Here is a 13,826-nt window from a genome sequence, read left to right on the forward strand (position 1 = left end):
CTGTCCCGCCGGTGGCCGATGCCTGAGGTGTGGAGCAGCGGGCCGGACTGCCGGGTGACCGCGAGGCACCCGCTCCGAGCGCCTGTCGATCTTCGCTGCGTCGCCCCAGGGGACAGGGTCTCCACGGCGGTGCTCACGGCGCGGTCGCCCCCATGCTCTTGCTGCTCTCCCGCGCTGTGCTGTCGGCGGGTGTCGTCGGCGCCGGGAGGCGGGGCAGCAGCAGGCAGAGCGGGACAGCGGCTGCGGTGAGGGCCACGGACCACCAGAACGCGTGGTCGAAGCCGTTCGCCAGGGCGCCGGGAGTGCGGGCGTCGCCCAGGTTCTGCTGGAGGATGACGAGGAGGACGGCGACGCCCACTGCGCCGCCGATCTGCTGAGCGACGCGGGTGATCATGCTGGCGTCGGGGATCTCCTCGTGCTCCAGCCCGACGAAGGCAGCGCCCATGGGTGCGATCATGGCGGCGCCCAGGGCGATGCCGCGGATGAACAGCGCGGCCATGAGCAGGATTTCGCTGGTGCCGGCGGTCACGAAGGCGAACGGCACGGTGGATACGGCCACGAGGACGAAGGCCACGAAGGCCACCGCGCGGGGGCCGACCCGGTCCATGTACCTGCCGGCCAGACCGCGGGCCAGGAGGGCGCCGACTCCCTGGGGGATGAGCAGCAGTCCGGCATCGAGTGGGGTCGCGCCGCGGACCTGCTGGAAGTACAGGGGCAGCAGCATCATCGACCCGAACAGCGAGATCCCGCCGAGGAACAGCAGCGTGGACGACGAGGCCACCGAGCGGTGCCGGAACATCCGCACGTCGACCAGCGGGCTGGACGCTCGGGTGAGCGCCCGGAAGGTGAAGCCCGAGATCAGAGCGAGGCCGGCGATCAGTGGAGCGATGACCTGGGCACTGGCGGAGCCCGTGCTGCCGTCGACTTGGGAGAGGCCGTAGAGCAGGGCCGCGGATCCCGGGCAGAGCAGGACCAGGCCCACTGCGTCCAGGCGGACGCGGGGCTGGTCGGGTGTGGGCCGGTCGTCGGGCAGGTTGCGCCGGGTGAGCCACATGCCGATCAGGCAGCAGGGGATGTTGATGATGAACAGCCAGCGCCAGTCGGCCAGGTGGAGAACGAGGCCGCCGAGGACGGGGCCGAGGATCGGTCCGAGCGCGGTGGGCACGGTGATGACGGCCATGACCTTGCCGATGTTGCGGCCCTTGGCAGCCTGCATGAGCAGGGTGTACAGCAGCGGCATCAGGATGCCGCCGGAGAGGCCCTGCACGGTCCGGAAGGCGATGAGGCTGCCGGCGTTCCAGGCCAGGGCGCTCAGGATCGAGCCGGCCAGGAATCCGCCCAGGGCGATGCCCCACAGACGCCGACCGCCGAGCCGGGACTGGGCCCATCCGGCGAGCGGGATCGTGATGAAGACCGCCAGCAGGTAGCCCGTGCTGACCCATTGGACGGTCGACAGCGGAGCGTCGAGTTCTTCGGCCAGGTCGTTCAGGGCGACGCTGATGATCGTGGTGTCGAACACGACGCCGAGAGCGCCGACGATCAGGGTGATCGCCATGCGCAACACGGCGGGGTCCACACGGCCGGGATCGGTGGAGACGGGCCCGTTGTCGCGGGAAGTGCGCACCATCGACACCTTAAGATAGAGAATCCTTCCTTACTCTGCTCACGGTAAGCCGGTACCCTAAGAAAGGCAAGTCTTTCTACGATGGAGAGGTGGGCATGGCTCAGCGACGCCGCGGGGCGGAACTGGAAAAGGCACTCCTCGATGCAGCCTGGGACGAACTCACCGACAACGGCTACGCCAGATTCACCATGGACGGCGTCGTCAAGCGCGCGGGCACCAGCCCGCCCGTGCTCTACCGCCGCTGGTCCGACCGCGACGAACTCGTCCGGGCCACCATCGTCCACGTGCTCGAGGAATCCCGCCCCACCCTTCCCGACACCGGAAGCCTGCGGGAGGACCTCCTCACCCTCATGCGGGAAATCGCCACCGCCCACGTACAGCTGATCACAGTGATGTACGCGCACCTGGCCAGCTACTACCGGGAAACCGGACGCAGCCCCGATGACCTGTTCGACCCCGTCACGACAGGCCGCACGGCAGCACTCGACACGCTCTTCGAGCGCGCCGTCGCCCGCGGCGAGATCACTTCAGAAGTCCTCACCGAGCGCATCAAGACCCTCCCCTTCGTCCTGCTGCGCCACGAGATCCTGTCGACGTTCGCGCCGGTGCCCGATCACGTCCTGGAAGAGATCGTCGACACGATCTTCCTCCCCCTGGTGCGCTGACCGGCCCACCACGGCTCAGACCCGATGCCGCGCGGCACCAGCGTCATGAGAGGGCACGTCGGGCGATCAAGCAGACCGCGGTCGAGCTCGGTGTCCATCCCGTCACGTTGTCGAAGCGGTTGCGGCAGGACGACATGGACAACGGGCGGCGACCGGGGACTCCGTCGAGCTACGGGCTGCCCGGGCCAGGCAGGCCGCGGCGACCAGACCCGGGAGGACCCGTTCGCTATGTCGTCTCCCGGTTCGTGCTCGCGGTCGTCATGCGGTCGTCATGGTGTGCACCACGCTCACCGCGCGTGCCCGGCTCCGCCGGAACGAGCTGCCGGACGAACGCGGACAGCGGCCGCTCCGCGCGGCCTGGGCTTCCGGAGATGCGGCCGTACCGGGAGAGACCCCGGCCAGGCCCCCGTGCAGTACGCTGACCGCGATTCGCGCGGACATCCGGCACAGCTGTCGTCCGGCACACCGGTGCCTCCGCGGGTCGCACACCACGTCTCCGTGCGCCGGGAGTCCGGCCCCACCGGGAGGATTTCATGCCGGGACCGTCCGACTCCCCGACACCTCCCGGGTCCGGAGGCGTGCTCGACGGGCGGGGCTGGTACACCGCCAACGAAGTCCTGGCGTTCCTCCTCGAACTCGCCGCCCTGGCGTGCCTGAGCTGGTGGGGTTTCACCGTCGGCGGCCCTGCGGTCCTTCGAGTTCTGCTGGGGATCGGCGCACCCCTGATGGCGGCTGTGCTGTGGGCCTTGTTCGCCGCGCCGAGGGCACGACTGCGTCCGCGGCTGCCCGCCGTGCTCGCGGTGAAGGCGCTGGTGCTCGGGGGCGGAGCAGCCGCCCTGTACGGAGTGGGGCATCCGGTCGCGGCGGTGGCCATGGCGGTCGTCGTCGTGGTCAACACCGCGGTGGCGGAGGTGTTCCGGCGCAGGCCGGAGGCCGCGCCCACCGGGAGAGTGGTCGCGGTTGCCCCACCGGCGGCCGATGGCTGAGCCGTGAGCCGGGCCGGACCGGCATGCGCACTCGCGGGGATCCGGTGCCGCGCGGCCCGGCCCGAACAGCCCCCGTGCCCCCCGCCGGTTCGGGCAGGCGCCGTACCTTCGCGACGGGCGGGCCCGGAGCCGGTGACTGCGTCGGCTGCCGTCGGCGGGAGGCCGGCGTCCGGCAGGCGAGCGCGCCGCAGCCGCCCGGATCACGGCGGTGCGGGCGTCACGAACCCACCACCGCGGTCGGCCCGCTGCCATCCCTGCTGCTGTCTTTGCCGTCGTCCGCCCTGCCGTCGTCTCTGCCTCCGCGTGCGGCCACGGCCCCCAACAGCACGCCGGTCAGCACGCCGATGCCGTGGTTGTTCTCCAGCAGGCACAGCACCGCACCCGCAGTCGGCACGAGCACCGACAGATACCGCAGCGGCCGTTGCCGGCCGTCGAGCACGCAGGCCGCCGCGAGCGCGCCGACCAGGCCGCAGATGCCCACCGAGTCACCCGCGCCGTGCACGCTCCAGCCCGCCATGCTCACCACATGGGCCGCGATGCCGGACAGCAGGAAGACCACCAGCGTCCGCACGGTTCCCAGGCTGCGCTCGGCCGCCGGTGCGACGACCGCGAGCGCTGCCAGGTTGAGGGCCAGTTGCGGCCAACCCGATGTCTGCACCAGCAGCGTGGTCGCCGCCCGCCACCACGGCCCATGAGGAGCGCGCTCCAGGTGCGGTATGACATCCGGGGCGACGCTCTGCACCACGGCCACCGCCACCATCACGCCCGTCAGCACGGCGGCGGCCCGGGGCATCGGCCGTCGCCACAGGTCCGAGAGCAGCCGGCCGGGACCGGCCTGCCGGCCCTCCGGCCGGGCCGTGATCAAGCGCGTCCCGGGTACGACCACGGCGGCCGCGCAGCCGTACAGGGCGAGCGTGTGCGTGTTCATGAGTCAAGCGTGCCGTGCGCACCGAACCGGCGACAGTGGCCACCGTGCTGGAACAGCAGTGACATATGCCCCGTCCGGTCCGGCGCAGAACGACCCCGCGAAGGTGACCACCCGGGTCGCCCGCAGCGCCACGCCCCGGACCGGTCCGCCGGCCGGAGGCCGTCACGCCTGATGGTCGAAGAGCGGTCCGAACTCGTCGGGCAACTGCGCGCGGACGTGCCGGATCTGACCGGCGGACACCGCCTGCGGCAGCGTGGAGAGCACGGCCGCGGCATGCTGCTTCGCCGTGTCCGGCCGCGTCCGGGACCGGTCCGCGACACGCCGGTGGAACTCGTCGAGGCCGAACACCTCCCCGCTCGTGTCCGCGTCGGCGCCGCTGCCGCGGAGGGGAAGGTCCAGGGGAGTGGGCAGCTGGTCGGCCAGGTCCTGGGCCTCGTCGGCCCCGATCCGCTGGGCCAGCACGGTCAGTACGGCCTCGGTGGCCTCCCTGGCCTCGTTCTGGTCCGTGTAGCCGCCGCGGTCGCGCACCTGGGCCAGGAACTCGTCGTCACGCATCTGGGGGGCTCCTCCGCTCGCTCGTCGTCCGCTGTCGAGCGCTCCGGTTTCCCAGCGGGACGGAGCCCATGCATCATGATCGCCGATGTCCTGCTTCCGGCTTCCGCCGGGCGCGGCGAACGGGGGAGAGCGGCGGCGGACCGGCGAGGTGGGATGCGCTCCCGCGCCGCCGGGACGCAGTATCCGGCGTATGGACGAGGACGAGCACTTCAAGCCAGGCCAGCAGGTCCCGGTGAGCGGGATCTACGCCTGCGACTGCGGTCAGGGACACCATTGGAGCACCGACGTGGCCGGGCACACCTTCCCGCCGCTGCCGTGTGCGGGCAGTACCTGGCGGCTGCAGACCAGAGCACACGAGCAGTAGGCCGCGGCCCTCTTCAGCCGTGCCGCCCGACGTCCTCCACGTATGACGCCAGGTTGGCCAGCGAGGAGGCGAGTCCGGCCTCGTGCGCCGCGGGGTCGACACCCGGCGGTACGCCGGTCGCGGTGACGGTGACCTCCGTGCGGTCCGCACCGGCGGCGGCCAGCTGCCAGGTCATGGTCATCGTCCCCGCGTACGCCGGATCGTCGGCCTCGAAGACCGCCCGCTGCACCACGCGCACCGGCGGCACCAGCTCCGCGAACCCGACATCGACGACATCCTCCGTTGCCGACGTCTTGCCCCGGCCGGCAGCCGGATCCAGGTAGGTGAGGGTCATCCGGAACCCGCCGCCGGGCCGCGGGTCCCACCGGTCGATCCGCCCGCGCATGCCGCCGGGGGGAAGCCACGCCTCCAGAGCCTCCCGGTCGAGGAGCGCTCCGTAGACGGTCGCCCGCGGTGCGGCGATCTCCCTGTCGGCACGGTCCGTCCTGCCCATGGCCCGAGTCTAATGCCTGTTGCGAAAGCAGATCCCGAGCTGTGATGATCATGGTTTGGCGCGAGGAGACCCGACGGACTGGCAGCCGGCTCGACCGGAGCCGCTACTGCTGGCGGGGAAGCAGCCGGGGCGGTCATGGACGTGGACGCGGCGACAGTTGAACGACGGCAGACGTCGGCGGACCCGGGCGGGCACGCCCTGGCGGGACGTCCCCGACCGGTAAGGCCCCTGGGAGCGGATCACGACCTGTTCCGCCGCTGGCGGCGCGACGGCACATGGCAGCGGATCCTGGAACAGCCGCAGGTCCAAGCCGATGCGCAGGGGCTGATCACCCGGGCCGTGAGCGTGGACTGGACCGCCTGCCGTGCCCACCGGCATGCTGCCGGCGCGCAGGAAAAGGGCGTCTGGCGAGCCCCCGGCGGGGTCGGCGACACCGAGCCGGACGATCACGGGCTCGGATGTTCCGGCGGTGGCCTGACGACGAAGATCCACCTCGTGGTCGAGCAAGGGCGGACGCTGCTGTCCCTGTTGCCCACTGCGGGCCACCGTCACGACAGCCCGCAGTTCCAGCCCCTCCTCGAACGCATTCGCGTACCTCGCGCTGGTCCCGGACGCCTGCGACACGATGCCGGACAGGCCCGTGCCGACAAAGCCTGCGGATCCCGCGCGAACCGGTCCTGCCCGCGCAGACGCAGAATCGGATGCACCACCCCGGAAAAGGCAGACCGAGTACGCGACTGCAAGAAGCTCGGCTCCCGAGGCGGACGCGCAACGGTCTTCGACAAGGACGACCACAAGGAACGGCACACGGTGGAGTGCGGGATCAGCCGGCTGAAACGGAACCGCGCTGTGGCCACGAGATACGACAAACTCGCCGTCCGACACCAGGCGACCGTGCTGGTCGCAACCCTCGAAGAGTGGCTGTGACCAGCGCTTTCGGGGCCGGCTCCAGGCGTGGAATGTGGTGGTTTCCTTCATGGCCGCCCGACCGGCCGCGACCCGGTTTACCGGCGCGTTCTCGTCGGCGTAGCCGAAGGAGATACCCACGAGCAGCTTCCCTTCGCCCACTCCGAGTTGGCCGCGGACGGTGTCGGCGTAGAAGCTGAGCAGGCCCTGCGGGCAACTGGCCACCCCGTAGCCGGCCATGGCCAGCAGCAGCGATCCTCCTGGAAAACGCGCCGCCGACCACGATCTGACAGGCACTGAACCTTTTCCAACCTGGATCATGGGCAGTCCAATAGGACCCGTTTGCGCGCGCTGTCGGTCGATTGGCAGCTGCTGGAGGCGCCTGAGCGCTGGCTGGCAGGACCTGCTCGCCCTCGGTTGCCTGCGCAATGGTTGCTCCCACGCGCAGTTCGCGGCCGGGTTCGGCACCGGCACCATTGCCTACGGTTGTCTCACCGAGGCGTCGGGCTCCCGGCCGCTTTCGCCCCCACGCTCACCGAAGCGGTCAGGACGGCGGGGCATGCGTTCTGCTGGACGGCGCTGCGTAGCCTGCGCCGGGGCGGGCACACCGCCGCAGAGTTCATGCCTTTCTGCGGGTGATCGCCTGTGTCATGGCAACTGCGGCCGCCAAGAAGCCCGCGGTGATGGCGAGCAGGGCCCCCGTGGGCGCCAGGGCGTCCGCCGAGTCCGATGCGTTCTGCAGGTGGGTGAGCAGGATGTTGACCGGGGAAACGCCCTTGCCCAGCAGCACGGCCAGCAGGAGCGCCAAGGCGAGGACGAGCGCGTGGCCCTGGCGTCGGAACACCAGCCGCGAGCAGACCAGTCCGATGGCCATGCCGGTGAAGGCGCAGGTGAGTTGGGCCGCGGTCCCCAGCGCCAGATCCGCGAGGCCGGGGGTGTGGGTTCCGAACAGCAGCGGCAGCACCAGGCCGGCAGCCGTCAGCAGCAGGCACCACAGGGCGGCCGTCCCGGCCGTCGCGAGCAGGACGCGTAGAGGGCTGCCGGCACTGACGACGACGATCGAGCGGTGCGCCGGGTCCTCGAGACCGGTCAGTGTCATGGTCAGCCAGACCGAGCACGGCAGCATGGCCCCGGCCACCGAAGCGTAGGTCGCGGTGAGTGGGCCGGTGTCGCTGCTGGTCAGCACGGCCATCAGGCCGAGGAACAGCAGCAGCGGCGCGAGGTAGCGCTGGGAGAGCAGCAGCACCGTGGACATGTAGCGGACCAGGGCGATCATAGGGTGGCCCCCCGCGCATCGGCCCGGAAACCGCGTTCGTCCGCGGCCTCGGTCAGGCTGGCCACCGACCATCGGTGCTGCAGTGCCGTCAGCAGTACGGCGTCCGAGTACTCCCGCGCCACCCGCAGGACGACCTCCCCGCCGCGCCGGGCGGTGTGCGTCACCCCCGGCAGCACGGACCAGTTCACCTCGATCGGCATGACACCGGTGGGCGGCACGGTCAGGACCAGCTCGGCCATCGAGGTGCGCCTCCCGGCGTGCCGGCCGCCGTGCAAGGTGACCCGGCCGTCGCTGATGGTGTACGCGCCGCGGGCGTGCGTCTCGGTGATCGCCTCGCGGTGGTCGGTGAAGACCACCGCCCCGCCCTGTGCGGCCACTTCGTCGATGAACTCGGCGAGGACACCGTGGGCCGAGGCATCCAGACCCGACCAGGGTTCGTCGAGGACCAGCAGGTCGGGCGGGATGAGGAGGGCCTGGGCGAGCGCCACCTTCTGCGCGTTGCCCTTCGACAGCGTGCGCAGCGGTGCGTTCAGCCCGCCCATCAGGGACAGCCGCTCCAGCAGGTGATGGCCTCGGGCATGGGCGGCGGAGGCCGACAGGCCACGGATACGCCCCATGTGAGTGAGATAGGAGATCGCCGAGATGCGGTCGTGGACGGTGAAGCGGTCCGGTACGTAACCGATGCGCGGTGGTCGGCCCGACACCCTCCCGGTGGTGGGTTGCGACAGTCCGACGAGGATCCTCAGCAAGGTCGACTTTCCCGAACCATTGCTGCCGACCACCGCGAGGACGTCACCGGTCGCGACTTCCATGTCCACGTCACTGAGGATCCATCGTCCTCCGCCGTACCGTTTACCGACCGCCTCACAACGTAACAACTCGACTCCTCACTGTGGCCTACACGCTGGTCCTTCCAGCCTGGCGGACGGGCTTGGCAGTTAAGCTGACAGGCAGGTAAAGCCCCTGGTAGATGGGTTTTCGACCAAGACAACCGTCTCCACCAGAGGCTTCGCATGCTTGTCTACCCGTCCGGCGTCGACGTGTCCAGCACGGCGCTGCGCTTCCTCGCCGCCCGTCTGAAAGAACACCGCCGCGCTCTCGGCACCCGATGGCGGCGCCTGAACGCAGGCCGGCAGGCCCTGCTCACCCCTCGCCCACCTGCGCAACGGCCAGCCCTACGCCCAGCTCGCGGCCGGATTCGGGATCGGCACCACCACCGCCTACCGATACATCACCCGAGGCCCGTCAACCTCCTCGCTGCCCTCGCCCCCACCCCCGCCGAAGCCGTACGAGCGGCGTCGACGAAGGCGTGCGTGATCCTCGACGGGACACTACTGCCCATCGACCGAATCGCCGCCGACCGCCCGTTCTAGTCGGGCAAACACAAGAAGCACGGCATGAACGTGCAAGTCATAGCCGATCCAAAGGGACGTCTGATGTGGGCTTCACCGGCCTTGGCCGGCGCCGTCCACGACATCCGGGCCGCGCGCGAGCACGGCATCATCGAGGCACTCGCCGAGGCCGGCATCGTCTGCTGGGCAGACAAGGGCTACCAGGGTGCAGGCGACACGGTCCGTCTCCCTTACCGCAGCCGATGGGACAGCCTCTCCACCGGCCGGCAGGCCGTCAACCGTTCCCACGCCAAGATCCGGTCCCTCGTCGAGCAGGCCATCGCCACCCTCAAGTCCTGGCGCCTCCTCCGCGAACTCCGCCGCTCGACCTCCCGCATCACGAGTCTTGTTCAGGCCGTCCTCTGCCTGCATCTGGCCAGCTCAAACTGAGGATGGAAAGAGCTCACTGCCGGGTTGCTCGGTATGCCTGGCGCCTGATGCGAAGATCCCGTCGCTCGACCGAGACGAAGACGGGACTCTCCCAACAGGCCCCGGAGCCTCTCCTTTGGACCAAGTTGTCGCAGCGGCCCCGCGTTACAGTGTGAGCATGACGATCCGTCGCATCATGCCCAATGTCGTCACCCAGGACATTGAGGAGAGCCGAAGCTTCTACAGCGACTTCCTGGGGATGGACGTGCGTATGGACGAGCCGGGCTTCTTGATGCTGGCCTCGTCGGGTAATCCGACGGCGCAGATGACCCTGGTCTCTCCTGCCGCAGACTCGTGGGACCCTCATACCTCCCGTTCGGCGCTGGCGGTCGAGGTCGAGGATGTCGATGCCGCGTACGCCGCAGCCGAGCGCCAGGGTTACCCGGTCGTCTATCCCTTGACCTCGGAGCCGTGGGGGATTCGGCGTTTCTTTGTCCAGGCACCCGACGGAAGTGTCATCAACGTCCACAGTCACGTCTGAGGATGAAGGTGCTCATCGGGCAGACCGGAAGAAGACGCCGGCAATGTGGAGACCGGCCGGATGGATCGTCGCAGTCTTCTCGTAGCGGGTGGCGATGCGGCGCCACTGCTTCAGGCGGTTGATGCACCGCTCGACGGTGTTGCACTGCTTGTACGTCTCCCGGTCGAAGGCAGGTGGTCTGCCACCAGTTTCCTCAAGTTCGGCGGTGATGGGCCCGGTCGTCTCGTTCGCCCCGGTCGGTGTCTGCCTGGTGCCCCCAGCTGCGCAGAGCTTCCTCGCAGATACCCAGGCCCTTCGCGACGTGAGCCGATCGGCCGACCGATGGCGCGCACCTCGCGGACCGCACGCTCGCTTCGCTCATCGGGGTATTCACCCGATGCTGTGATGGTGCTGTGCTTCTGCCTCGCCAGGGGCGACCCTGGCAGCAGGTACTCCACACATCTCGGTACGGCTTTCCACGGCCTGCCCCGGGAATGCTGGGCGACCGATTCTCTTGCGTGGTGCGATCACGGGAGCGTCGTGTGCAAGGGCTCCTTGGTGTAATCGGTCCTTGGGGATCGTCTGCGTCGCTGCTTTCTGGTGGATCTGGCGCGCATGCTGGACAATGAGGGGTGAGAGACCACAGTCGGCGTTTGAACGTGCATAGGGCGGAAGTGGTGCTTGCTTGCTTCTCCGAGGAGACCCGGAAGGGTTCACTGGCTGACGTGTCCGGCGGGTCAGGCGACCCTTCGGGGTTGAAATAGGTTGCTTTCGGCAACTGCTCTGGGTGATCTGAAAAACGGGAAGGAGTCGAGATGCGGACCAATATCACCCGGAAAAACGACCTCATGGTGAACTACGAGGTTGTCAACGGTTGGACTGTAGTGGAAATCGATGGCGATGTCGACGTTCACACCGCTTCTGTTATGCGGGACGCATTGCTCGGCCTCATTGAACAGGAGCATCGCAACTTCGTGCTGGATCTCGGCTTCGTGACGTTCCTCGACTCGATGGGGCTGGGCGCGGTCGTCGCGATCGCGAAGCGTGTGCGCGAGAATCAGGGGTCGTTGCGCATTGCATCTGCTTCGGGATTGGCGCAGCGAATATTCCGCATCAGCGGGCTTGATAAGGCATACGATTTCTATGACTCGTCATGGGAAGCCACGCGCCAAGCTCCGCCTGGTTGAGTGCACGCTCTCACGGTCTTGTCTCACGTGGTGAGGTTCGTGAACTGCCTGTAGTGGCTCATCGGCGCCGCTGCAAGTGCGCAGAATGCCACACGATGCTGTTTTCGTTCGTCGCGCACGGTGAGTCGGCGGTTGCCGAGCAGTCACGGGATCGACCGCTCGATTCCCAGCGCTATGTCCGGGCCGATCACTCGATCCGAAAACGCGACGGACGATGCGCGGGAAGATGCTGCGGCCTCGCCGCCAGGCGAACTGTTCAGCCGGCAAGTACGCCATATCCGCGCCGATTTCGCCAGGCCGACGCCTCTCACAGGCCGGGCGCACCACCGGCGACCAGCTCCGCTATGCGGCGGCCGACCTGGCTTGGTTTCCGTTTCTGCTGCGGCTGCGCGAGACGGCATGTCCACCCGCAGAAACCGCCTGCACAGCAAAGAAATCCTGTTCGAGGGACATCTCGACCAGGATCTGAGCGGTTCCCGTGGGGTACCCGTACGTGTCGGGAGGGGGCCGGGATGTTTCCCCAGGCGCTGCGCCCGCCATGTGCGTCCCCGCAGGGCGCGACGGAGGTGCAGCCCCCCCGCATGCCTCGCTGCCCGTGTCGGCCCGTGCCTTCGCTCTGTGCGCGGCACCGTCTTCGAGGGGACGCGCGCCCGGGACCGCGCAGCGGACCGGACGGGAGTCGTTCGGCGTGGCCGCGCCGGTCGGCGGTGTTCGTCAACCGAGGCGGCCGGGCCCCGCTGTCGGTGGTGTCAGCCGTGTGCGGGGCGGTGGTAGCGGGAGTCGAGCAGCTGGTCCTTGGCCGGGCCGTGGACGAGCCACCGCAGCCGCCACTCGGCGGGGGAGACCACCGTGAAGTCGGCCTCGTACAGATCGGCTCCGCACTGGTGCTCCGCCGTCCAGCGCCCGCTGCGCAGGTCGAGAGCGTGGAAGAACCGGCCGTCCGCGAAGGCCACCTCGGCGGTACCGGCGGGGCCCGGCAGCAGCCGCAGCGTCCGGCCTGCCTCGCGCCGGACCCCGTCCCACTCGAAGACGCCCTGCTCCACGTGCAGCCACTCGTCACCCGTGCCGGCCCGGAACTCCGCTCGCCCGTCGAACCGGCCGCGCCGCCCGCTGGAACGGTCGAGCACCTCGCGGCGCACGCTCCACTCGCCGGCGAGGTAGGAGAGGGTCTCGGCGACCGGATGCGGTGCTGGGGGCATGACGGCAGTCTCGCAGAGCCGGTGGCTGCCTCGGACAGCACGTCGAGCAGGACGGCACCGTGGCCGGCGGTGCGGTGCCGGACGACCGGCGCCGTCCGGATGCGGTGCGGCGGAGCGGTCCGCCGTCAGGTTCCGGCGCCCGGCGCGTGCTGGGCCAGCTCGGTGGACAGGCGCCGCATGGCCGTGCGGTTCGCGCTCCGCATGGTGGCCCGTACGAGGGGAGCCAGCAGCCGGTCGGGGAGCGGGGCCCGCTCCCAGGCGTAGGAGAAGGAGACCCGGCTCCCGCCGTCGGGCAGCGGATCGATGGTGTAGGCGCCGCGGGCGACACGTCGCCCGGCGGCGCTGACATTGCGCTCGGTGATCTGCCGTGGCGCCTCGGCCTCGACTACCTCGACGGCGACCTCGGTCCTCGTGCCGCCCAGCGAGGCGGTCACGGTGGCCCGGGACCCGGGGCCGCGGCGGGGACCGCTGAGGTGCCAGTCGGTGAGGTAGTGGTCGGTGAACCGTTCGTGGTGCGCCATGACATCGAGGAACTCGTATACCTGCTCGGGTGTCTGCGGTACGTCGGTCGACACGGTGACGGGCTTCATGTACCGAACGGTACATGGCGCATGTACCACTTGGTACACTCCTGCGGTGGGGAATACGGACGACACCGGGTCGGAGAACCCGCCGGCACCCGGCACGGACCGGGACCGGCGCGCCCGAATGGTGGACGCGGCCCTCGACCACGTCGCGGCACACGGCATCGCGGACCTCAGCCTGCGCCGCCTCGGGGGTGCCATCGGCGTCAGCCATCGCATGCTGATCCACCACTTCGGCTCCAAGGAACAGTTGCTCGTCGAGATCGTCCGGGCGTCGGAGCGGCGCCGGCGCGAACTGCTGGCCGAACTACGCCTGGAGCCCGGTCTGTCGCCCGCCGACGCCGCGCGGCGTCTGTGGCAGCAGTTGGCGGACCCTCGGCTGGCCGGCCAGGAGCGGCTCTTCTTCGAGATCTGCGGGCACGCCCTGCGGGGCCGGCCGGAAGCCCGCCCGTTCCTGGAAGGGCTGGTGGCGGACTGGCTGGAGCCGCTCGCGGCAGCCGAGGAAGCCGCCGGGGCGGACCCCGCCACGGCCCGCAGCCGCGCCAGGCTGGGGCTCGCCACGGTGCGCGGCCTGCTGCTCGACCTGCTTGCCACCGGAGACCGGGCCGGCGTCGACGCGGCGCTGGAGGAGTTCCTCGGGCTGTACTACACCGAGTGACGGGCCGCCTCCCGGGTCGGGAGCGCGAGGGCAGGAGCCTCAGGGGCGCGGGGCACTCCGCGGGCGGCTGTCGGCGGCCACCGGGACGGCACCCGCGCCCGCGGACGAAGCGGCTCCTCTT

At 69.9% G+C, this 13,826-nt stretch carries 15 protein-coding genes and 1 pseudogene; 8 read left to right on the plus strand and 8 right to left on the minus strand.

Annotated elements, in window-relative coordinates; translation table 11 throughout:
- Window positions 1-133: 133 nt before the first annotated feature.
- On the minus strand, window positions 134-1,627 hold the full coding sequence (locus tag A949_RS0113470) for an MDR family MFS transporter (RefSeq protein ID WP_019356538.1): 1,494 nt from the start codon (window positions 1,625-1,627) through the stop codon (window positions 134-136).
- A gap of 92 nt (window positions 1,628-1,719) precedes the next feature.
- Between A949_RS0113470 and A949_RS0113475 the strand changes: the two genes are divergently transcribed.
- On the plus strand, window positions 1,720-2,289 hold the full coding sequence (locus A949_RS0113475) for a TetR/AcrR family transcriptional regulator (protein ID WP_019356539.1): 570 nt from the start codon (window positions 1,720-1,722) through the stop codon (window positions 2,287-2,289).
- A gap of 533 nt (window positions 2,290-2,822) precedes the next feature.
- Window positions 2,823-3,275, plus strand: coding sequence for a YrdB family protein (locus A949_RS0113480; RefSeq protein WP_051019485.1), 453 nt, complete (start codon window positions 2,823-2,825; stop codon window positions 3,273-3,275).
- Between the two features lie 217 nt (window positions 3,276-3,492).
- On the opposite strand, the gene A949_RS35565 is transcribed toward A949_RS0113480, so the two are convergent.
- Window positions 3,493-4,203 carry a rhomboid family intramembrane serine protease gene (locus tag A949_RS35565; RefSeq protein ID WP_019356541.1) on the minus strand — a complete coding sequence of 237 codons (711 nt, stop codon included), beginning with the start codon at window positions 4,201-4,203 and terminating at the stop codon, window positions 3,493-3,495.
- Between the two features lie 162 nt (window positions 4,204-4,365).
- Window positions 4,366-4,758: a DUF2267 domain-containing protein gene (locus A949_RS0113490; protein ID WP_019356542.1), complete on the minus strand. Its 393-nt coding sequence runs from the start codon at window positions 4,756-4,758 to the stop codon at window positions 4,366-4,368.
- A gap of 190 nt (window positions 4,759-4,948) precedes the next feature.
- Here A949_RS0113490 and A949_RS38510 point away from each other — a divergent pair, with 190 nt between their 5' ends.
- A complete protein-coding gene (locus tag A949_RS38510) occupies window positions 4,949-5,122 on the plus strand; it encodes a hypothetical protein (RefSeq protein WP_192817143.1) in 174 nt (57 codons plus the stop codon).
- A gap of 13 nt (window positions 5,123-5,135) precedes the next feature.
- Here A949_RS38510 and A949_RS0113500 read toward each other — a convergent pair whose 3' ends face one another.
- Window positions 5,136-5,615, minus strand: coding sequence for an SRPBCC family protein (locus A949_RS0113500; protein WP_019356544.1), 480 nt, complete (start codon window positions 5,613-5,615; stop codon window positions 5,136-5,138).
- 135 nt (window positions 5,616-5,750) lie between these two features.
- Between A949_RS0113500 and A949_RS36425 the strand changes: the two genes are divergently transcribed.
- Window positions 5,751-6,542 carry an IS5 family transposase gene (locus A949_RS36425; protein WP_237735823.1) on the plus strand — a complete coding sequence of 264 codons (792 nt, stop codon included), beginning with the start codon at window positions 5,751-5,753 and terminating at the stop codon, window positions 6,540-6,542.
- A 598-nt stretch (window positions 6,543-7,140) separates the two neighbouring features.
- Here the strand turns inward: A949_RS36425 and A949_RS0113510 are convergent.
- Window positions 7,141-7,797: a hypothetical protein gene (locus tag A949_RS0113510; protein WP_019356546.1), complete on the minus strand. Its 657-nt coding sequence runs from the start codon at window positions 7,795-7,797 to the stop codon at window positions 7,141-7,143.
- The gene (locus A949_RS0113515) at window positions 7,794-8,615 is read right to left on the minus strand and encodes an ATP-binding cassette domain-containing protein (protein WP_019356547.1); all 822 of its coding nucleotides are present in this window, start codon (window positions 8,613-8,615) and stop codon (window positions 7,794-7,796) included. Before A949_RS0113515 ends, A949_RS0113510 begins: the two co-directional genes overlap by 4 nt.
- Before the next feature lie 195 nt (window positions 8,616-8,810).
- Here A949_RS0113515 and A949_RS33335 point away from each other — a divergent pair.
- The 3 genes and pseudogenes from A949_RS33335 (at window position 8,811) to A949_RS0113530 (ending at window position 11,264) form a co-directional block, all read left to right on the plus strand.
- Window positions 8,811-9,578: pseudogene (locus tag A949_RS33335) on the plus strand (IS5 family transposase).
- 157 nt (window positions 9,579-9,735) lie between these two features.
- Complete coding sequence (locus tag A949_RS0113525; RefSeq protein WP_026004615.1) at window positions 9,736-10,098, plus strand: VOC family protein; 363 nt, start codon at window positions 9,736-9,738, stop codon at window positions 10,096-10,098.
- 794 nt (window positions 10,099-10,892) lie between these two features.
- Window positions 10,893-11,264: an STAS domain-containing protein gene (locus tag A949_RS0113530; RefSeq protein ID WP_019356550.1), complete on the plus strand. Its 372-nt coding sequence runs from the start codon at window positions 10,893-10,895 to the stop codon at window positions 11,262-11,264.
- Between the two features lie 749 nt (window positions 11,265-12,013).
- Here the strand turns inward: A949_RS0113530 and A949_RS0113535 are convergent.
- Complete coding sequence (locus A949_RS0113535) at window positions 12,014-12,463, minus strand: DUF6314 family protein (RefSeq protein ID WP_019356551.1); 450 nt, start codon at window positions 12,461-12,463, stop codon at window positions 12,014-12,016.
- Between the two features lie 125 nt (window positions 12,464-12,588).
- Window positions 12,589-13,053 carry an SRPBCC family protein gene (locus A949_RS0113540; protein WP_019356552.1) on the minus strand — a complete coding sequence of 155 codons (465 nt, stop codon included), beginning with the start codon at window positions 13,051-13,053 and terminating at the stop codon, window positions 12,589-12,591.
- A gap of 46 nt (window positions 13,054-13,099) precedes the next feature.
- Here A949_RS0113540 and A949_RS0113545 point away from each other — a divergent pair, with 46 nt between their 5' ends.
- Window positions 13,100-13,705 carry a TetR/AcrR family transcriptional regulator gene (locus A949_RS0113545; RefSeq protein ID WP_037706320.1) on the plus strand — a complete coding sequence of 202 codons (606 nt, stop codon included), beginning with the start codon at window positions 13,100-13,102 and terminating at the stop codon, window positions 13,703-13,705.
- Window positions 13,706-13,826 lie beyond the last annotated feature (121 nt).

Source organism: Streptomyces sp. AA1529 (genome assembly GCF_000280905.1).
In the GTDB taxonomy this organism is placed as follows: Bacteria; Actinomycetota; Actinomycetes; order Streptomycetales; family Streptomycetaceae; genus Streptomyces.